Source organism: Arthrobacter sp. D2-10, assembly GCF_054161285.1.
Window position 1 is genome coordinate 3,470,029 of the sequence record NZ_CP096431.1, and the last position, 20,065, is coordinate 3,490,093.

At 62.2% G+C, this 20,065-nt stretch carries 20 protein-coding genes; 10 read left to right on the plus strand and 10 right to left on the minus strand.

Translation table 11 applies throughout. The annotated features are described in order from the left end of the window. Window positions 1-21: 21 nt before the first annotated feature. From M1D74_RS16205 to M1D74_RS16215, 3 genes are all read right to left on the minus strand, one after another. A complete protein-coding gene (locus M1D74_RS16205; protein WP_458116006.1) occupies window positions 22-1,515 on the minus strand; it encodes an aminotransferase class I/II-fold pyridoxal phosphate-dependent enzyme in 1,494 nt (497 codons plus the stop codon). Between the two features lie 25 nt (window positions 1,516-1,540). Then, window positions 1,541-2,698, minus strand: a complete 1,158-nt coding sequence (locus M1D74_RS16210; protein ID WP_458116007.1) for a glutamate--cysteine ligase — start codon at window positions 2,696-2,698, stop codon at window positions 1,541-1,543. A gap of 221 nt (window positions 2,699-2,919) precedes the next feature. Beyond that, on the minus strand, window positions 2,920-3,759 hold the full coding sequence (locus tag M1D74_RS16215) for a gamma-glutamyl-gamma-aminobutyrate hydrolase family protein (RefSeq protein WP_458116008.1): 840 nt from the start codon (window positions 3,757-3,759) through the stop codon (window positions 2,920-2,922). Window positions 3,760-3,952: 193 nt separating this feature from the next. Between M1D74_RS16215 and M1D74_RS16220 the strand changes: the two genes are divergently transcribed. After that, window positions 3,953-4,288, plus strand: a complete 336-nt coding sequence (locus M1D74_RS16220) for a hypothetical protein (RefSeq protein ID WP_458116009.1) — start codon at window positions 3,953-3,955, stop codon at window positions 4,286-4,288. Window positions 4,289-4,505: 217 nt separating this feature from the next. Here the strand turns inward: M1D74_RS16220 and M1D74_RS16225 are convergent, their stop codons facing one another. Then, a complete protein-coding gene (locus tag M1D74_RS16225; RefSeq protein ID WP_458116010.1) occupies window positions 4,506-5,177 on the minus strand; it encodes a DUF6766 family protein in 672 nt (223 codons plus the stop codon). Between the two features lie 293 nt (window positions 5,178-5,470). Between M1D74_RS16225 and M1D74_RS16230 the strand changes: the two genes are divergently transcribed. The 3 genes from M1D74_RS16230 (at window position 5,471) to M1D74_RS16240 (ending at window position 9,329) form a co-directional block, all read left to right on the plus strand. Further along, window positions 5,471-6,892 (plus strand): M20/M25/M40 family metallo-hydrolase, encoded by a 1,422-nt coding sequence (locus M1D74_RS16230; protein ID WP_458116011.1) that lies wholly within the window; start codon window positions 5,471-5,473, stop codon window positions 6,890-6,892. 7 nt (window positions 6,893-6,899) lie between these two features. Continuing rightward, window positions 6,900-7,916: an ATP-dependent DNA ligase gene (locus tag M1D74_RS16235; RefSeq protein WP_458116012.1), complete on the plus strand. Its 1,017-nt coding sequence runs from the start codon at window positions 6,900-6,902 to the stop codon at window positions 7,914-7,916. A 264-nt stretch (window positions 7,917-8,180) separates the two neighbouring features. Continuing rightward, complete coding sequence (locus tag M1D74_RS16240) at window positions 8,181-9,329, plus strand: glutamate--cysteine ligase (RefSeq protein ID WP_458116013.1); 1,149 nt, start codon at window positions 8,181-8,183, stop codon at window positions 9,327-9,329. Between the two features lie 25 nt (window positions 9,330-9,354). On the opposite strand, the gene M1D74_RS16245 is transcribed toward M1D74_RS16240, so the two are convergent. Beyond that, window positions 9,355-9,627, minus strand: a complete 273-nt coding sequence (locus M1D74_RS16245; RefSeq protein ID WP_458116014.1) for a hypothetical protein — start codon at window positions 9,625-9,627, stop codon at window positions 9,355-9,357. A 253-nt stretch (window positions 9,628-9,880) separates the two neighbouring features. Here M1D74_RS16245 and M1D74_RS16250 point away from each other — a divergent pair, with 253 nt between their 5' ends. Both M1D74_RS16250 and M1D74_RS16255 read left to right on the plus strand, forming a co-directional pair. Further along, complete coding sequence (locus M1D74_RS16250) at window positions 9,881-10,597, plus strand: GAF and ANTAR domain-containing protein (protein WP_458116015.1); 717 nt, start codon at window positions 9,881-9,883, stop codon at window positions 10,595-10,597. A gap of 13 nt (window positions 10,598-10,610) precedes the next feature. Then, window positions 10,611-10,976, plus strand: coding sequence for a hypothetical protein (locus M1D74_RS16255; RefSeq protein ID WP_458116016.1), 366 nt, complete (start codon window positions 10,611-10,613; stop codon window positions 10,974-10,976). 34 nt (window positions 10,977-11,010) lie between these two features. Here the strand turns inward: M1D74_RS16255 and M1D74_RS16260 are convergent, their stop codons facing one another. Beyond that, window positions 11,011-11,829, minus strand: a complete 819-nt coding sequence (locus M1D74_RS16260) for a GAF and ANTAR domain-containing protein (protein ID WP_458116017.1) — start codon at window positions 11,827-11,829, stop codon at window positions 11,011-11,013. Window positions 11,830-11,950: 121 nt separating this feature from the next. Here M1D74_RS16260 and M1D74_RS16265 point away from each other — a divergent pair, with 121 nt between their 5' ends. The 4 genes from M1D74_RS16265 (at window position 11,951) to M1D74_RS16280 (ending at window position 15,381) form a co-directional block, all read left to right on the plus strand. Then, on the plus strand, window positions 11,951-12,712 hold the full coding sequence (locus M1D74_RS16265) for an IclR family transcriptional regulator (RefSeq protein WP_458116018.1): 762 nt from the start codon (window positions 11,951-11,953) through the stop codon (window positions 12,710-12,712). Window positions 12,713-12,742: 30 nt separating this feature from the next. Continuing rightward, on the plus strand, window positions 12,743-13,330 hold the full coding sequence (locus M1D74_RS16270) for an N-acetyltransferase family protein (RefSeq protein ID WP_458116019.1): 588 nt from the start codon (window positions 12,743-12,745) through the stop codon (window positions 13,328-13,330). Between the two features lie 32 nt (window positions 13,331-13,362). Beyond that, window positions 13,363-13,950: a DinB family protein gene (locus M1D74_RS16275; protein ID WP_309072809.1), complete on the plus strand. Its 588-nt coding sequence runs from the start codon at window positions 13,363-13,365 to the stop codon at window positions 13,948-13,950. A 141-nt stretch (window positions 13,951-14,091) separates the two neighbouring features. Next, window positions 14,092-15,381: a glycoside-pentoside-hexuronide (GPH):cation symporter gene (locus tag M1D74_RS16280; RefSeq protein ID WP_458116020.1), complete on the plus strand. Its 1,290-nt coding sequence runs from the start codon at window positions 14,092-14,094 to the stop codon at window positions 15,379-15,381. Between the two features lie 117 nt (window positions 15,382-15,498). Here the strand turns inward: M1D74_RS16280 and M1D74_RS16285 are convergent, their stop codons facing one another. From M1D74_RS16285 to pucL, 4 genes are all read right to left on the minus strand, one after another. Continuing rightward, window positions 15,499-15,864: a VOC family protein gene (locus M1D74_RS16285; RefSeq protein WP_458116021.1), complete on the minus strand. Its 366-nt coding sequence runs from the start codon at window positions 15,862-15,864 to the stop codon at window positions 15,499-15,501. 64 nt (window positions 15,865-15,928) lie between these two features. Then, window positions 15,929-17,278, minus strand: coding sequence for an 8-oxoguanine deaminase (locus M1D74_RS16290; protein ID WP_458116022.1), 1,350 nt, complete (start codon window positions 17,276-17,278; stop codon window positions 15,929-15,931). A gap of 136 nt (window positions 17,279-17,414) precedes the next feature. Then, entirely contained in the window at window positions 17,415-18,971 is a 1,557-nt protein-coding gene (locus M1D74_RS16295) for a nucleobase:cation symporter-2 family protein (protein ID WP_458116023.1), read from the minus strand. 129 nt (window positions 18,972-19,100) lie between these two features. Beyond that, window positions 19,101-20,063, minus strand: a complete 963-nt coding sequence (gene pucL, locus M1D74_RS16300) for a factor-independent urate hydroxylase (RefSeq protein ID WP_458116024.1) — start codon at window positions 20,061-20,063, stop codon at window positions 19,101-19,103. Window positions 20,064-20,065 lie beyond the last annotated feature (2 nt).

Below are 20,065 nucleotides of genomic sequence, written 5' to 3' on the forward strand. Positions count from 1 at the left end.
CCTCGTTTCGTCACGGCCCGGTTAGGCCGGGGCGCTCTGGCGCCGTGAGTGTGGTTCTTCCCGAACCACGCGGATGGTCTTGAGGCTGGGGTCGGAAGGATCGGGCAGAACCATGCCTGCCTCCACACCGCTCCTGAGATAGTCGATGGCCGCCTGGTTGATCCGTTCCCCCGGCAGCAGGAGCGGGACACCTGGCGGGTAGGGGGTAGCCATCTCCGCGGCGATACGACCTGCTGCCTCTTCCACGGGAACGTTCTCCACCGGGCCAAAGAAGGCATCGCGCGGCAGCATCACCGTCTCGAGGTAGAGGTCCGCCTCGCTGGGAATGACGACGGCGGAGGGCCGGGGAAGGTCTGCGGCCGCGGTGGAGAGGGCGCGCAAGCCGGCCAGCAGACGGTCCGCAGTGTCCTTGTCATCAGCGACCGATATGACTGCTTCTATACGCCGGTGGTCATTGGTTCCTATGTCCAACCGGCAGTTTTCCCGGAGCCAGTCGGTTGCCTGGTAGCCGCTTATCTCGAGTTGGGAGACGTCGATCAGAATGTGCAGGATGTCCAGGTCGTGTGAGGCCTCGGCGTGGACCAGTTCGTCCTCCAGCACGTGCAACCCTGGGATGCCCTCGATGTCAGCACGTAGTCCTCGGCAGATCTCCAACGCATGATCGATCATGGCCTTGCCCTCCTGCACCATCTGCCGCCGCCAGCCGTCCATGGCGGCATAGATGGGGACGTTGGCGCTCGTGGTGGAGAGGATGTCGGCGCACTGGCTCAGACGGACCGGATCCACCAGATTGCCCTGGAGGTGGAAGATGGAGCCCTGTTCGAAGCCCAGTCCCATCTTGTGGACACTCACCACGCAGATGTCCGCGCCGGCGGACATGGCCCAGGTGGGGGTGTCCGGGTGGAAGGGCAACTGGGCACCCCAGGCCTCGTCCACTATCAGGGGCTTTCCACGCCGGTGGCAGATGTCCGCGATAGCTTCCAGATCGGCGCAGGTGCCGTAAGGAGTGGGGCTGACAACGAGCGCAGCGGAGGCATCGGGGTACCGCTGCCACATCTCCTCCACCGTCTCAGGTGAGGGCGGGTGCGACAACTTCAGGTCATCGTCCCACTGAGGCCGGATCCACCGCGGCTGCAGCCCGGAGAGCACCAGCCCGGACGAAACGGACTTGTGCGCATCCCGGCTGATCAGCAGTTCGCCTTCACCCCGGGTCACCGCGAGCATGGCTGCCTTGACTGACAGCGAACTACCGCAGGTGCTGAAGAAGGCCATGTCCGCACCCACCGCCTCGGCCAAGAGATCCTCAGCCTGGGAAAGGTAGCCGTTGGAGGACTTTCGATCGTCAAGCCCTGAGGAAGCAACGACGTCGGCCTTGAAACTTTGTTCGCCCAGCACCTCCAGGACGCGGGGATCGACGCTGCGGCCCTGGCGGTGGGCCGGCGGGGTGAAGCCGTAGCGTTTCAGTTTCTGGTGTTCCGCCAATGCTTCCAGCACTGGTGCCTGGTTCTGGTCCACGATTTCTCCTGGTGGGTTGAGAGTTCTATTCGCTAGGCAACAGCTCGCCGGGGAGCCGCAGCCCGGGACTGTTGACTCCCTGCTCGTGGAGCGTGTTGAGCATTGTGGGCGGGAGACTGCAGGTCTGGGCTGCGTCCACAATGACGTCGCGGAGACTGCCGGTCGCGGCGAAGGTTCGGCGCTGCCGTGTGGCGCCCGTACCCCGCATCAACAGCTGGAACAGCAGGTTCTCCACCGGCTGTAGCTCCCCCTGATCGGCCAAGACCGGCTCTATGTGGTCCAGCAGGGCCATCACAACGTCGAAGGCGGGGGCCGGCTCCCCTGACAGGGGGTGGTTCAGTTCGGCGTCCAGGCCGAACCGACTTGCCTGCCAGGAGGCGAGCCTCAACTGGGCGGCGGAGACCTGTACCGCAGGAACGCCTTCGCGCCATTGCCTCGCAGCGGTTTCCACAAGCCCGCGCACCAACGCGGCAAGCAGGACTGCGTCGTCGGCGAAGAGGCACACATCCCCGACCCGCACTTCAACGGTGGGGTGCCGGTGGCTGAGCCGGGCGTCGAAGTAGATTTGTCCTTTGTCCAGCAGAACGCCCGAAGCCAGAATGTCCTTGACTTGCTCGTGGTAGGCCGCCGCGGATCCGAACACCTCGCAGGGACCGGCCGTTGGCCAGCGGTTCCAGGCCTGGGCGCGGTAACTTGCGTAACCGGAGTCCATCGAGTTCCAGAACGGGGAGTTGGAGCTGATGGCCAGCAGCACGGGGAGCCAGGTCCGTATGCGGTCAAGGATGGCCACGCCCTCCTCGTCCGACGCTACCTCCACATGCACGTGGCAGCCGCAGGTCAACTGCTCCACCGCCGTCAGGCCAAATCGCTCGGTCATCCTTTCGTACCGGAGGCCGGGAGTGGTGGTGCTTTTGACGGGCAGCGGGGATGTGCCAAGAGCTACAGCGCGGGCGCCTACGGAGAGGGCAGCGGCATCCGCGCTGCTGCGCCTCATGGCGATGTCCTGTGCCAGGTCATGCAGCGATAACCGGGGAAGCGTGCAGACCTCGATCTGTTCCTGCTTCATCTCGCTGCTGAGGCCGTCATCGGCGCTCAGGCTGGCCAGGACCTCCCCGAGGGCTACGGCATGGCCATCGGCGCAGTCGATGATGAGAAATTCTTCCTCGACACCCAGTCGCCGCATCAGAGACCGCCTCTGAACGTGCGGCACAGCGCACTCGGCTCCTGGCCTGATAGAGACTGATGGTCGACTGTAATTCGATTGGTCACAGTAGCTCCTCGGTAGGACCGCGGGCTGACTGCATAACCACTAGGACTAACTACATGGTAAGCATGCTTAGTTCTTTCGGCAAGCTACGCCTTTTCCTTCTCCTATGTTCAGGGATGCCGTGTTCAGGGACGCGGTTACCGGGGAAGCCCCTCGCCCGACACAAGGGACGGCAGCCCGTCCAACGCCGAGCCGAATTCCCTTGCTACAGACGACGGCGCAGCGGGAACCATCCGGGAAAGGAACTTCGCACGGGCTGATTCCACGAACCCTCGGAACAAGCCGGACTCCCCCGAAAGCTCCTCCGGGTGCCACTGCACACCCACCGTGAAGTGGCTAGCTGGGTATTCAATGGCCTCGACCACCTGGTCGTCGCTCCATGCCACAGCCACGAGCCCGTCGCCGAGCTTGTCCACGGCCTGGTGATGGGCCACCGGGACGGCCCCGAGACGAGGACCTATCCACCTCGCAATGGTGGATTCCGGCTGCACCTCCACTGGGATCAGGTTGAAGCGGTAGCCGCCCAGCTGATATCGCCCGTTGCCCACAACGTCCGGGAGGTGCTGGTGCAGGGTGCCGCCCAGAGTCACGTTCAGCAGCTGCATTCCACGACAGATACACAGCAGAGGAAGGTCCTGGCGGAGCGCTTCCCGGATGAGCTCCTGCTCCCAGGCGTCCCGCTCCGGTCGCGGCTGATCGGTCTTCTCGTGCGGCTCCTGACCATAGAGGACAGGGTCGACGTCCCAGCCGCCGGGAATAACCAGACCGTCAAGCCTGCTGACCAGGAGTTCGACAACCCCTGGAAGAACAGGCTGCGGCGGTAGCAGGACAGGAATCCCTCCGGCCGCGGTCACAGGCGCAAGGTAAGACTCCGGAAGGAAGGCCGCATCCACCGTGCCGCAGCCATCAGTGCCAGCCTGTTCCAGGTATGTCGTGAGTCCGATGACGGGTTTCAGCGATGTGCCTGTGCTTTCCATTGGATCCTTCCCGATTAATCTCCAACCTAAGATTTTAGGCCCAGAGGGCGCGGAATTCCGTCGGCGTGAAAGCGACGCGTAGGCAGGTGAGCTCTGTTCTGTTGCACCCATCGATTGAGCAACCAGTCGGGTTGTTGCTAACATCACTTCAGCTTGAGCAATGGGCGCAGTTACTTCATCTTGAGGAACTCCCATGGATCACAAGCTTCGCATTCTGGTTCGGCTGGACATCGACCGCAATTCTGCAGTACTCGCCGTGAACGGCTGCCTGACCATCGAGAGTTATCGAGCCTTACTTCCCGTCATCCGGCGGGCCAGTGCACTCGTGAAGGGACTGGCCATTGTCGTTGACCTCCGCGACGCCATACACATCGATGGTGCTGCAGTAGAAGCACTGACGGACACGATCAATCCGGAAGCGCACGATCACCAAGCGGGTGTTGTAACCATGCAACTGCCGAATGTGTATCCACCCTGTGGACTACTCGCGAACGTTCCCTCCGCGCCCGATATGGCCGCCGCATCATGAGCCGCATGGGCTGTCTCGGACTTCCAGTGATGGTGGAGAACCTTCCGCCCGCGCACTCGGGTATGGCCTCATTGAGCACGAAGGAACTCAAACGCATCTGCAATGAATACTTCACGCGACTGGACCAGTTGAACCCTCCAGAGTGTCTCCTGGTTGATTATGAGGAAGCCTGTGATGAACTGCGGCAGCGGGAGGCCTGATGATCCGACGCCATCCATCACCCTTCGGCAGAGGTTTCCTGGTGCGGCGCGCCGACGGGTTTGGATTCGGCCGATCCTCTTTGGCGCAAATAAATAGCCAGAACTGCCATGCTGCCCACCGCAAGGAATTCTGACTGCCAGTTCTGGAAGGTGCGGTTCCAAAACTCAGGGGCACCCAAGTACCCCCACACATCCAGGGGCGGCTCTCCCTGAGTAATTCGCTCTTCGTTATAGGCGACCCGCCCAGTGATGAATTGCACTGCCCACGACAGGAGGAAGATCACACCCATGACCAAGCCGAGCGAGGAAGAGTACACGGCCAGCCGCCATCCCTTAGCTTTCGCCCATCGCGGCGAGTCCTCGTCTGCGTATTCCCCCACGCGCTGTTCCTGATCCGTTTCGCGTCCTACATCCTCCAGAGATTTCGACTCTGGTGATCCCTTCTGAACGAACCAGACGGTAGCGAGGATGTAGAGCAGGAACTGCAAGTACTCGGACTGCCAGTTTTCTGAAACATCGACCGCGAAAGTCGATGACGAAATGTACTCGAGGAACCCTACCGGCACTTGCCCTTCCGCCAGTTTCTCCTCATTTTCCAGCGCGTGACCAGTCAACGCCTGACCCGTGAGTGCTAGTAGGAATATCAGACCGAAGAAGATGCTGATTCCATTGTTTCGCAGGATTCTCATACCGGTCACCTGCCCAACAGCCCGACGGCCGCCATGTACATCAGGCCGAAGAAGATGAAAACCATATACGAGATGAACACTGCACGCATGGTTGCCAACCCTTTCCCAAGAGCAAATCACCAACAATAAGCGAGCTTACAATATGCTGTTTATTCTGGCGTGCAGCAACGGCCGGCGCGTGCAGGGATACGAAGGAAAGGGCAACCGACACCTCTCCCGAGTTCATCAGGACGCGAATCAGACGTGAACGGACCACGGCGGAGCCAACCGCCGGAACCGGAAGGCAGCATCGAGTGAGCATTGAACAAGAGGTCGCGGACTACCTTCAAAGTAATGAGCGCGGAATCCTTGATCGGCTTTCCGAGTGGGTCCGCATCCCCTCGGTTGCCGGCGTCCCTGAGCGGGCGCGCCACCTTGTCCATTCGGCGCATTGGTTAGCGGCAGAACTGCGCGCCATCGGATTTCCGACGACGGAAGTCTGGTCAGAAGTTGAGGGTCCAGCCGTGTTCGCGGAGTGGTCCGAAGCACCGGGTGCACCCACCGTGTTGGTTTACAGCCACCATGACGTGCGCGCGGTCAAGGAAGAAAACTGGGAGCAGACAGCCCCGTTCGGTCCTGTGTTCCGTGACGGACGGCTGTACGGGCGGGGCAGCTCCGACGCGAAGGGCCAGATCATGGCACACCTGTGGGCCATACGCGCACACCTGGCGACGACCGGACGGAAAGCTCCGGCAGTGAATCTGAAGTTCCTGGTGGAAGGGGAAGAAGAAGCAGGCTCTCCCGGGCTGGCCCACCTGCTCGACGCGCACCGCGGCCAACTGGACGCGGACGTCATCATCTTCTCCGACACCCTGCTCTGGCGGGCTGACCATCCTGCGCTCTGCACGAGCGTTCGCGGGATGCTCGGTGCGCACCTGGAAATATACGGACCCCTCACCGACATCCACAGCGGCGCAGTCTCCGGGACAGCACCGAACCCAGCCTTCGAACTGAGCAGACTCCTGGGACAACTACACGACGACAAGGGCAGAATCACAGTGCCCGGCTTCTACGACGACGCCGAGAAGATATCGGCTGACCGCAGAGCTGAACTGGCCGCCCTTCCCTTCGACGAACAAGACTGGGTCACCCGATCCCACACCCGCAGCATCGGAGGAGAGGAAGGCTACACCGTCCTGGAACGACTCTGGGAACGTCCCGCGGTGGAGATTATCGCCCTGGTCGCCGGCGACCCCGTCGGCGTCGCGCGTGCCGCAGTGCCATCCATGGCATCTGCGGACCTAAGCATCCGCACCTCCGCGGGACAAAAAGTCGCAAATGTTGCTGAACAGCTGCAACAGTGGGCCAAACAAAACGTCGGCAACCGCTACGACTACACCTTGTCCCTTTCCACCGAGACAGCCCAGGAGTTCTATCGGACCCCGGAACACCCCGTCGTGGAGGCGTTATCCCGGGCAATGGCGCGAGGATTCGGTGTCGAGAAGGCTGGCAGGATGGGCAACGCCGGCGGAGGACCGGCAGACCTGCTGGCATCGGCCCTGGACGCTCCGGTGGTCTTCTTCGGCACCGGGCTGGTGGAAGACAACTGGCATGACAGTGATGAAAGCATCCGGATGGACGTCCTTCGAGCCGGCGCCGCGACAATTGCCCACCTATGGGACGACCTTGGGCAAAGGGGAAACCTCAATACGGCAGTTCTAGGTACAGGATCATAATGAGTCGATGAGGAGCGTGCCGCTCGAACCGGGAGCACCGCCAATGCTGGCTTTGGCCCGGGCGGTGCCGACACTCCCTGCACCGGATGCCTTGCCTGGCGGGTGCATGTATGAACCGAAGTGGGATGGTTACCGTCTCGGGATCGTCCGGGCCGAGGACTCAACCGAGCTATGGTCGCGCCAGGGCAAGAATCTCACCCGATTCTTTCCCGACCTTGCGGCCGCCGCTGAGGACCACATCCCGCCCGGCTTCATCGTCGACGGCGAAGCAGTCGTTTGGACCGATGAACGGCTCAACTTCGAGGCGCTGCAGAAAAGACTCGTCACCTCCAGGAAGAACCTTCCTGCTGCGGTACGTGAGCGTCCCGTATCTTTTGTGGCGTTCGACCTCCTGCAGGCAGCCGGCAGGAATACCCGGCACCTCCCGCTGAGGCATCGGCGGGAGCTGTTGGAGGAACTCGCTTTATGGTGGGAGCCGCCCTTGGGCCTCTCCCCGACCACCACACATCTGGAAGAAGCAATCCGGTGGTTTGACACGATGCCCGCAACCGGCATCGAAGGACTCGTCATCAAGGGAGCAGGGCAGGAGTACCAAGGCAATGAACGGCAGTGGCTGAAGGTCAAGCATCGCACCACCCTCGACGTCGTGTGCGCGGCAGTCATCGGACCCATCAGCCGCCCGGAAATGGTCGTGGTCGGCCTGCACATCGACGGCGAGCTGCGGATCGTGGGGCGCAGTTCCCTACTGAAAACCGCCGCGTCGAAGTCTCTGGCCGTCCATCTGGCACCCGCGAAGGCAAACCATCCCTGGCCGGTAGAAGTGAAGTCAGGCGCAATCGATCGGTTCAATAGCACCAGTTCCATAACGGTCCTGACCCTCGTCGAACCGCTGGTGGTCGAGGTATCCGCCGATACTGCATTTTCCGGTTCCTCGTTCCGTCATGCCCTGCGCTACCTCAGACCGCGCCCGGAGCTTGACCCTGCCGGCGTCGGTCTGCCCGAGCATCTGAAGAGGCGCAGCTGACCCGGCGGGCACGGGGAGGGCGATGCGTGAAATCGCCACCTTCATCACCAGCGGTACTTGAACCGCCGCACAAAGAACTTCGCGGCACCATTCGGAGCATGTTGCGATCCGTAGTTTTGGGGGAATAGGCGACGGATCCTTACGATGCTCGCCGTTCAGGAAGCGAGACTCTGTTGATAAGCAGTCTGTCTTTTGTCTATCCTGACTGTAGTTCAGCAGTGAGCCGCGTATTTTCGTCAGGGAATTAGTACGTAGGTGGTCACGATGCGAACTGTTGGTGTGGAGGAAGAATTTCTTCTGATCAATCCTCAATTTCTTTGCCCTGAGCCAGCAGCCGACGCCGTTTGGCTTGCCGCCGGCCGTGGTGGAGTCACGCGGGAGTGCAAGCAGGAACAAATTGAAACCGGCACGGCCCCGCAAACGTCGTTGGAGGAGTTGAGCTCCGACATCCTTCGACAGCGCGCAATCGCCGACGAGGCTGCTACGCGGGTCGGCGTCCGGATTGCGGCATTGGCCACCTCACCTATGGTGACTGGCACGATTCTCACCGCGGAGCCACGGTACCTGAAGATGCAGGAGCGGTTCGGGTCGACTCTGCGCGATCAGCTCACGTGCGGCTGCCATGTGCATGTCGCGGTGGAGTCGGACGAAGAGGGCGTTGGAGTCCTCGATCGGATACGGGTCTGGCTTCCCATACTGTCGGCCCTAAGTGCGAACTCGCCATTCTGGAACAGCGAAGATTCCGAATACTCGAGCTATCGAAGCCAGGCGTGGAGCCGTTGGCCGACCGCGGGGATATGCGACATCTTCGGTTCGGCCGCCGCCTACCACGACCTCGTGGGAGCCCTGATCAGCAGTGAAGTGCCGATCGATGAAGGGCAGATCTACTTCGACGCCCGCCTCAGCAGCCACTACCCCACCGTAGAAGTCCGTGTGGCGGATGTGTGCCTGCAACCGGACGACGCCGTCCTGCAGGCAGCCCTGACCCGCGCCCTCGTGGAGACGGCGGCAAGGGAGTGGGCGCAAGGCATCCCGCCTCCTCCCATGCCGGCAGCGCAGCTGCGACTCGCCGCATGGAGGGCTAGCCGGTACGGTCTGGACGGTGAACTGCTTGACCCACAAGTGAATTCGCTCGTCGATGGACGGCAGGCTGTCTGGGGGCTGTTCAGGTATGTGCAGCCGGTCCTGAAGGAGCAGGATGAAGATCTCCTCGTGGAGTCGCTCCTTCGCCAAACGCTCATCCGAGGAACGGGTTGTAACCGGCAGCGTGCCATATATGCGCGGACGGGCAGCCTGGCGGAAGTCGTGAAGGATGCTGTCTTCCTCACCAACGTGCGTCACGGCTCGCTACACGACCGTCATGCAGAATCAGCGTGCTTCCACATGAGAGGCAATGAATTGCACCGGATCTGATTTGCACCGGTTCTGACGGCTACAACTAATCCTGCCTGTGATGGTTCGTAAGTTCGGCAGTGCGACGTACAGGTGAGCAGCCCAATAGGGGGAGATCAGCGATGAGTTCATTGAGCGCCCAAGCGATGGTGTTTCGCTCGCCGACCGGCAGCGGATGCACCCCATGCAAGTAGGCGTCGACCTCGAACGCCGTTAGATTTCCGCCCACACTGTAGTAATGCAGCCAGAGCTCATTGACGCTGATGTCTGCGTCGCGGGCTGCCAGCAAGGTGCTCTGTCTTTGAGTTTGCTCCGTCACGGAGGCCTACTTATGCGTCTGACCGGGAAGCGGTTAGTGTCCGTGCTCTTGAAAACACACTGGGGAACCGGAATAGCCCCAGGTAGACACTGTAGGAATTCTACCTCTCGCTGATGCACCCCGGTGTTTCAGGAGCCGGTGTCATTTCGGTAGTACGCTGGATGTATACAACCGCAGTGCCGGATTTCTACTCTTCACCGGGTCTTCAGGATCTTGATTTTCGTATGCTGCTCAGCAAGACTCGAGGCCCATCATGGTGACCGAACTACCGCTCGATGAACTTTCCATCCTGTTTGCCCGTGTGAAGGGTCTGCTGCTCAGCCAGGAAACCGTGGATAACGCGGTTGAATTACTTGCGCAGGCCGCGAAAGAGACCATCATCGGCAGTATCGGTGCCGGTGTGACGTTGATCGATCCGGCCGGGCGCAAAATCAGCACCGGCGCCACCGATATGGTGGTGAGACAGGCCGACGACCTTCAATATCAGACCGGCCAAGGGCCCTGTCTGAGTGCCTGGGCCAGCGCGAAAACAGTCCGCATCGATGAAGTGGCCACCGACCAGCGGTGGCCGGTCTGGGCAGCGGCGGTTTCAAGTCTGCCTGTTCAGTCGACGCTCAGTACGCCGCTGATGAACCGGGGCCAGCCATTCGGCGCCTTGAAGGTGTATTCGCCGACTCCTCGTGCTTTCACCATCACCACCGAGCGTCTGCTGGAGAAATTCGCTGCTCCGGCCGCCGCGCTGCTCGCGCACGTTCACACAACCGACGCGCCCCGAAAACTCAGTGAGACCCTGACAGCGGCGCTCAGCAGCCGTGATGTCATCAACCTGGCTCGAGGCATCCTGATGGAAAGGGAACAGCTGGATGAATTGGCGGCCACCGCTGCCATGCTGAGAACATCCAGGGCGAACAGTATGCCATTACGCGAGGTGGCCGAACAGATAACAGCATCTGTTGGACATACCGGCTGAAGGCGATCCTGGCATGGCCGAACACTCCCCCGAAGCAGCAGATCATTCCCCGAAGGAACGGGACCGGGAAGATACACAGCGGCGTCTGCTCAACGCAGCGGTCAGCCATTCCCGCCTTGACATTAGTGAGCTGTGGCTCTATTACTTCAGCATCGGCGGTTCCGCCGGGGAATACGAGGTCGAGGCTTATCTCAACGCGTCATTCTCACTCCCTGCCATCGAGCGGGACTTGCTTGCCCATGCCGTCAACGAATTGATCGACATGATCCCACCGCCACCACGGGCACCCTACAGTTCTGACCTCGACAACGAAGAGCCGGCCTCCGATGCCAGGGACAAGACGTACTCTGACCACCCCGACGATGACGCCAGGCGATAGAACGCCCTGGTGGCGGCGACTTGGCGCGTCTGCTTTACCGATCGAAGTGAGTGTGGGAGGTTTCCTTCGTCAATGAGGCGACGACGGCGGCTGCGACATCACGCAACCTGATATTCCGGGCGCTTGAGGCCGCCTTCAGGATGGTGATTGCGGTTTCCTGACTACATCGGTTTTGCGCCATGATGATGCCTGCGGCGAGGTCAATCACAGTTCTGGACTGCATCGCCGCCTTCAGGTCGCGGGTAACGTCGGTCAAACGGGCCACACGCACCGCCAGCCGCAGGGATTTTGAGGCTTCCTGGGCGAAACGCTCCACCTCAGTCACCGTGTCATCGGTGAATGCTTCCGGTGTGGTGCAGTACAGGTTCAATGCGCATCGGGACGTGGCCTCCAATGGGATGGGAACGCAAAGCACCGAACGGATGTTATGGCCCGCGGCTGCTGCCCGGTACTCCGACCAGCGATATTCGTCGAGAAAGTCCCGGACATGAACGGTTTCGCCGGAGCGTGCCGCACTCAGGCAGGGACCCTCATTGAAGTCATACTGAATTTCGTCCATCATGCGTGCGTGCGCGCTGCTGCTGGCCACGGTCGCGACCCGCCGGTCTCGCAGCAGAGTGATCCCACACCACAACTCAAGACCTGGTTTGGAGAATTCCGAGACGCTCACATGCGCGAGATCGGTCAGGAAATCCTTCACATCCTGACTCTCCAGAACCAAGTCCTGCAACAGATCGGACATGTGGTGCACCGGGTTGGAAACAGCTTCGACCGGGGGAGGCTGACGATTGCTGCGGACCATAGAATATTTTACCCAGTTCAGGACGAATTGCGTTGGGCTGGCCTTAGACACACGAGCACAAGATCGGCAAGAGAAAACTAGTTTCCATCAGGCGGAATCACGATAGAGTTAGTGATACCCCGAGCGAGCACAACCGCCGCACGTGGGCAAGCTGAGAATCGTGAGGGAACCAATGGCAGAGAAAGCTACAGGTGGCGGTGTCCAGTCCGTTGAGCGCGTCTTCGAATTGCTGGAGCTGATCACAGACGCCGGCGGCGAAGTGACACTGAGCGAGCTGTCGTCCTCCACCGACCTTCCGCTGCCCACGATTCACCGCCTCCTGCGCACCCTGGTCATGAAGGGGTATGCCCGCCAGCTCCCGAACCGCCGGTATGCCCTCGGCCCCCGCCTGATCCGCCTCGGAGAGGGAGCGAACAAGCAACTCGGTGCCCTGGCGCGTCCGCAGTTGAAGATGCTGGTGGACAAGCTCGGCGAAACCTCGAACATGGCGGTACTCGATTCCGACATGGTCGTCTACATCGCCCAGGTGCCGTCGTCACACTCGATGCGCATGTTCACCGAAGTGGGCCGCCGGGCCCACACCCACGACACCGGGGTCGGGAAGGCCATCCTTGCGCAGCTCGACAATGAAACGGTGCGCAGCATAGTGGCCCGGGCGGGGATGCCCACTCCCACGGAAAAGAGCATCCGCTCGGTGGATCAGCTCCTCGAGGAACTGAACCAGATCCGCGAGCGCGGGTACTCCATCGACGAGCAGGAACAGGAGCTCGGCGTCCGGTGCTTCGCCATGGCGGTACCCAACGCTCCCACCCCCACGGCTATCTCGGTCTCGGGCCCGATCTCCCGCGTGGACGAGGGCTTCGCCGACAAGGCAGTTCCCCTGCTCCGTTCTGCCGCGCAGGCGATCTCCGACGATCTCAACCTCGCGAGCTAGGTCCTCCCGACGCGGCGTATGATGCCGTCCATGACGGTCGACATCCATCCCGCCACGGCTGACCGGTTCGACGACGTCGCGTCCCTCCTTGCGCCGAAGACACCCGGCGCTGGGGCTTGCTGGTGCCTTTCTCCCCGTCTCGCTTCTTCCGAACTCAGCAGCCTGGGGGCAGAAGGAAGACCTGGGCGAATGCGGCAACTCTGCGGGGAGGATCCCCCGCCTGGGCTCCTCGCCTATCTGGAGGGGGAACCCGTCGGATGGTGCGCTGTCGGCCCACGCGCCAGCATGGGCCGGCTCACCCGTTCGCGCACCATCCAGCAGGTGGACGACCTGCCGGTGTGGAGCGTCATCTGCTTCGTCGTGAAGGCTGGTCATCGGCGTCGTGGTGTTGCTACCCGACTGCTGCAAGAGGCCGTGGCCTTCGCTGCTTCCCGTGGTGCTCCGGTGATTGAGGGCTATCCCGTCGATGCTGAGGGTTCCCGCATCAACACAACGCTGGCCTTCGTCGGCACCACGGCGCTCTTCGAGAAGGCCGGTTTCGAGCGCATAGCGGAAACCAAGGCGACCAGCGCCGGCCGCACCCGGTGGATCATGCGCCGCGACCTTGCGGCCTCATAGTTCCTGTCGGAACCAGCCAGTAGAGTGCCACCATGGATGACAAAGAGGCACTGCACTACTACCTGCGTCTCCGACGCGCTGACCTGCTCGCCAAGGTGGACGGCCTGAGCGAATACGATTCCCGCAGGCCGCTCACTCCAACCGGGACCAATCTGCTCGGGCTGGTGAAGCACGTTGCAAGCGTACAGCTGGGCTACTTCGGCGAGGTTTTCGGCAGGCCCGCAGGGCGGGACCTCCCCTGGTTGAACGACGACGCCGCCCCCGAGGCGGACATGTGGCTCCCCGCTGAGGAAACACGGGAGCAGATTATCGAGCTGCACCAGTTCTCCGCTGCCCACACTGATGCGACCATCGAAGCACTTCCGCTTGATGCCGTCGGTGAAGTGCCCTGGTGGTCACCGGGCAGACGCAGAGTCACCCTTCACCAGATATTGGTCCACATGTGCGTGGAAACCGCACAGCATCTCGGCCATGCGGACATCCTGCGTGAATTGATCGACGGCGCTACCGGCCGCGGCCCGGATGATCCGAACATCCCCCAGCGCAGTGCTGAAGAATGGGCTGAGCACTGGGAACGGATTGAGACGGCGGCTCGCCATGTGCGGCATGGGGCAACCTGATCGGCTGAGTCCCGTTGCTAACTCTGTGAGGCCTTCACAACATCCGCCCGTGCTCCCCAAGCCCGCCGAAGAGGCGCTATGCTTTGAGAAAACGTTTTCTTAGCCGAATCCACGGCTCGTGCAGCTCAGAAGCGGGGACCCATGACAAACCGCGTGGCAGAAACCACGGTGTCCGCTCGCCTTCCGTCGATCAGCGTGGCTGCCTACGGGGCCGGCGACATCGCTAACAGCATGACCTTTTCCACCGTAGGCATGTTCCTGCTCGTGTACTACACGGATGTCGCCGGAATCCCAGCGGCCGCCGCCGGGACCGTGCTCCTACTGGGCGGCCTCTTCAACGCAGTGGCCGACATACTTGCCGGGAGAATCGCTGACCGGAACCATCATCGCCGGCTCGGAAAGTTCCGCCCGTTCCTCCTCCTTGGAGCTGTCCCGCTGAGCTTGTGCGTGGTCATGTTTCACATTCACGCACTCGGCACCGGGAACCCCCCAGTGTTCGCCTACATCTCCTACTTCGCATACTGCCTCACTTACAGCCTGGTGAACGTGCCGTACGGAGCGCTGGCAGGCACTCTCACACGAGATCCTCGCGACCGCGCCAGACTCGCAAGTGCCAGAACGATGGGAGGACTGGCGACCACAGCCTTCCTCGGCATCCTCATCGCGCCGCAGTTCGAGAGTGGCGCCGACATCCAAACCGTCCTGACCACCCTGACCGTGGCATTCGCCGTCATCGGAACTTTCCTGTACCTGTTCACCGCACTGGCAACACGGGAGCAGCTTCCCCCAGCGGCACCGAAGCTGTCGCTGCGACAGGCACGTGTGACGCTCGCTCGAAATGCGCCGCTGCAGGTCCTGTGCCTGAGCTCGCTGTTCTTCATGACAGCCAATGTGGTCACAAACACCGCGAAACTGTTCTACCTCAGGGACGTCCTTGGCCGGCTGGAGCTATTCGCGTTCGTAACCGGGGCCCAGGTGGTGATAACACTTGCTCTCGCTCTCGTCACGCCGCGACTTGTACAGCGCTGGGGAAAGCGGTCCGTCTATGTTTCGGGCGGCCTCATCGGTGCTGTGGGCGGCGTTCTGGTGTTCGTCGCTCCGGAGGATCTCGTCTGGCTTGCGATGGCAGGGATGTTTTGCTCCCTGGCGGGAGCCGCCGCCGTCAGCATTCTGTTGTGGGCGCTCGTAGCGGACACCGTCGAATACGGTGAGTGGAGGACAGGGCACCGCACCGATGGAATCAACTATGCGCTGCTGGCCGCAACGCGGAAGGTCGGAATGGCGTTCGGGGTGGGCTGGCGGCCTTCGCACTCGCCTGGGGCGGCTACGTCTCAGGGGCGACAGCTCAGAGCACGACGGCGGAAGTCGGCATCCGTGTGGCCGCCGGCCTCGCTCCCGCCGTCATACTCCTGCTCGCGGTGGGCGTCATGAGATGGTATTCGCTGACCGACGACGCGCACGCACGCCTTGTCCGCAGCATCCAGAAGCGCACCCCCAGAGGGAGTACGGTCAACGAATCACGCCCGTGACCTCCGCCCGAGGCAGTGCTCAATCGATGAAGAGGCAGAACGGATGGCCGGCGGGGTCGAGGTAGACCCGCACATCTTCCTGGGGCTGAAATGACGCCAACTCGGCGCCCTGCTCCAGTGCGTGAAGCCCTGCGGCCTCGAGGTCGTCCACGCGAATATCAAGATGCATCATCATCTGCGGGTCGCCCTCGCCGGCCGGCCAGACCGGCCGCACATACCGGGATTCGGTCTGGAAGGACAGCCCGGCCCCGCCGTCGGGCGCTTTGAGCATCACCCAGTTGTCGTCCTCGAAGCTGGTCTCCCAGTTGAGCAGGCGTCTATAGAAGTCGGCAAGCATCCGGGCGTCGGGCGAATCCAGCACAGTCGCTGAAAGCTGCAGCTTCATGCTACCTCCGGCTTGTTGTGGGTCCCCTCAGTCTTCCGCCTGTTGTCAGTCCTGAGACGACCCCTCAGCCCACCAACCGTCGAGCGGCCGCCGAGTGCTCGGCGATCAGCGCTTCGAGATCGAGCCCGACGACGGCGCCGTCTTCTACCCGCCACTGCCCGCCCACCATCACCCGGTCGGCGCGGTCCGCACCGCACAGGAGTAACGCGGACAGAGGGTCGTGGCTCCCGGAAAATCGGAGATCATCGAGGCGGTACATCGCCAAATCTGCCTGTTTCCCCACCGCAATCCGGCCGATATCGGCACGCCCCAGGGCCGTCGCCGATCCTCGGGTGGCCCACCCCAGCACCCGCTCCGGGGTCACTTGCTCCGCGCCGTATCGCAACCGCTGAAGATAAAGGGCCTGACGGGCCTCCATCATGAGATTCGACCCGTCATTCGAGGCCGATCCATCGACTCCCAGCCCTACCGGAACCCCTGCTTCCTCCAGCTCCACGGCGCGGCAGATCCCGGAAGCCAGGCGCATATTCGACGTCGGGCAGTGTGCCACACCGACGCCGGCTGCACCCAGCCTGGACACCTCATCGTCATCGAAATGGATCCCATGAGCCAGCCAGGTTCGCGGCCCTAACCACCCCACGCTCTCGAGGTAGTCGACCGTGCGAAAACCGAATCGCTCCCGGCAGAACTCTTCTTCATCCAGGGTCTCGGCAAGATGTGTGTGGAGCCGGACGTCATGCAGATCCGCCAGCGCCGCACTTGCCTTCATGATGTCCGTAGTGACCGAGAACGGCGAACATGGCGCGAGCGCGATCTGGATCTGTGCCCCGTTTCCCCGCTCGTGGTACCGGGAAATCAGCCGCTCGCTGTCGGCCAGAATCACCTCCGCCTCCTGTACTGTCCGCTGCGGCGGGAGACCGCCGTCGTCCTCGCCGAGAGACATCGACCCGCGGGTCAGGGTGGCGCGCATCCCGAGACGCCGGACGACTGACACCTGGACGTCGATCGAGTCCTCCATGCCGGTAGGGAACAGATAATGGTGATCGGCGGCAGTGGTGCACCCTGAGAGCAGCAGTTCGGCGAGCGCCGCCGTAGTGGCCAGCTCCAGGTCCCGTGGAGTGAGGCGCGCCCAGACCGGGTAGAGATTCACCAGCCACGGGAACAGCGGCACATTGACCACCGGAGCCCAGGCCCGCGTGAGCGTTTGATAGAAGTGGTGGTGCGTGTTGATGAGGCCGGGAAGCACTGCATGATCCCTCGCCTCGAAGACTGAATCGTACGGGACCGTGGGGCTCGCTCCTTGACCGACAAGCTCCACGATGGTGGAGCCCTCGATCACCAGCCCTCCGCCGGCGTCGTCTTCGTTTGCCGTGAAGATAGCCAACGGGTTTCGGATCCAGATTCGTACAGACATTGCGTTCTCCTTTGTGAAGGCGAAACGGCACAGGACCACCGAGACGACGGCGGCGTGTGCCGTCAGCTCAGTGGTCCTGTCTGCTGATCCAGGTAGGGATCCCTGCCTGCCTCCTGGTAGATGCAGGCAGGAGATTTTAGTGCTGGTGGCCGGGCGGCTCGTCGCAGATCTTCCGGATGTCGTCGACGCAGCTGATCTCGCCCTTGTCCAGCTTCTCCTTGACTACAAGGTACTGGGCGGCGGTCACCACGGGGATCTCCGTGCCGTCCGCAGCGACCAGCTTGCCACCCTGGAAGCTGTCGCCGTCCTGCAGCGCGGCGAGTTCATCCTCCCGCACCATGCGCGGCGGGCTGGCGACGAAGACGGAGGCGCGCTCCGGGTTTCCAGCCTTCAGGTGGTTGAAGAGCAGGTTCATCAGTACGGCCATGATTGCCGCGGAGCTGATGCCCGAGTGGAAGATGATGCCGAACCAGGTGGGGAAGGCGTCGTAGAAGGTGGGGGCGACCACGGGGATTGTGCCGAAGGCGAGCGCTACGGCAACGATCACCAGATTCATGTTGCCCTCGTAGTCGACCTTAGCCAGCGTGCGGATCCCGCTCGCTGCCACTGTGCCGAACAGGACGATTCCCGCACCGCCGAGCACCGGGGTCGGAACTGCCGCAACCAGGCGCCCCAGAATAGGCAGGAGTCCGAGGACAACCATGATCAGACCGCCCGCGGCGACTACATAGCGGCTGCGAATCCCCGTGATGGCTACCAGACCCACGTTCTGGGCGAAAGCGGTCTGCGGGAAGGAGTTGAAGACGGGGGCGAGCGCGCTCGAAAGCATGTCGGCCCGCAGGCCGTCGGCGATGCGGCGGGAATCAACCTTCGTCCGGGCGATTTCACCCACGGCGAGGATGTCCGCCGTCGTCTCCGTCATGCAGACCAGGATCACGATGGTCATCGAGATGATCGCAGCGACATCGAACACCGGCCAGCCGAAGGCAAAAGGCTGCGGGAAAGCGAAGATCGCGCCGTTGCCGACGTTCGAGAAGTCAGCGAGCCCAAACAGTGCGGCGATGATCGTGCCGGCCACGATGGCAAGCAGGATCGAGAGGCGGGAAATGGCTGCGTTTCCCAGCTTGCTGAGGAGAAGCACCAGGGCGAGGGTTCCGGCGGCCAGCGCAATGTTGGTGAGGCTGCCATAGTTGTCAGCGTTCCGGTTTCCTCCCATGGCCCAGTTGGCCGCAACGGGCATGAGCGTGAGCCCGATAGTGGTGATGATGACGCCGGTAACAACCGGCGGGAAGAACCGAATGATCTTCGCAAAGAATGGTGCGAGGACGAGACCGATCGCCGCTGCTACGAGGACCGCGCCGAACACCGTCGGCAGGCCTCCGCCACCGCTGATGATCGCGGTCATGGTGGCGACGCCGGCGAAGGAGACGCCCTGAACCAGCGGAAGCTGCGAGCCGAAGAACTTGACGCCGTAGCTTTGCAGGATGGTGGCGGCTCCACCGACGAAGAGGCAGGAGGCGATCAGGACGGCGATGTCGTCCTGCGAGACGCCCGCTGCGGTGCCGACAATGAGCGGTACCGCGATAATTCCGCCGTACATGGTGAGGACGTGCTGAAACCCGTAGGCGAATGATCGACCAAGCGGCAACCTTTCGTCCTCGGGGCGGCGCTGGGACTTGGCTTGGTGTTTCATGGAACTGACTGCTTTCATGAGTATGACTTCCTTGTCTCACATGAGTAGTTGGTTGAACGGCCGGACACGTGCAGGTGTCCGGCCGTTCGCGTTTAGGGCGGCGTTGTCAGGTTTCCGCCCCAACCGTTCTCAGCAGAATCCGGGGATGTTTGCCCAGATTGCTGCCTCGCTGGAGGAGGCACCGTCCCGCTCGCGTTCGACGGTTGCCTCGATGAGCCCGTACGGCCGGTCGGCCGCAAAGAACACTTCGCCGGGGTTGTCGAGACCGAATGGCTCGAGGTCCACGAGGAAGTGATGGTTGTTCGGCAGGGAAAGCTTGATCTCCTCGATCTCGGGGTGTGCTTCGAGCACCTGCTTGCCCATCTGGTACATCGTCTGCTGCAGTGCCAGGGAGTGGGTCTGGGCAAACGCGTCAAGGAGGATCCCGCGGACACTCGCGTAGATGGCATTGAAATCAGCAGTCGTTGCATCCGGCGTGTACCGCCAGCGGGCGGTAACGTCGGTGGCCAGGATGCGATCCGTGGTTTCCTGCAGCGTGGTGTACCGGTCACGCGGGAAGCCGTGGAACTCGGAACCGGTCGACTTCAGGACCGTAAGGTCCTGGATGCCGGCAACGATGTGCCGTACACCTTTTTCGATGAGCAGGACGGCGGTGCGGGTTTCCGACTTGTTCCGGGCGAACGCGTGATCGTGATCGTTGATGCGCACCCAGAAATACTGCTCCGCCTGCCAGCGCCCTCCCGTGACCCAGTCAAAGCTCTCGGTGAAGTGCTTGCCGAGGCGCAGCAGGAACTGCTCCGGTGATCCGATGCCATCACGGGCGAAGGCGTACACGGTGTTCTTCTGGGTGTCGGTGGCAACAACCTTCGAGTTATCGCCCTCGGTGTGAGCGGACTCAAAGTCCCCGTGCAGCTGCGAGGTGACGTTGAGGTCCTCGATCGAGTGCCGTGCGGTGTCCCGCGTGATCTTGACGAGTCGGCATTCGGCCTTCCCGTACTGGTTACGGCCCAGGACGATGCGGCCGGTACCGGCTGCGGACTCTCCTGAGGCCGTGGTTGCGGGGGTGTTTGATTCGATGGTCGGTGTCGTCATTG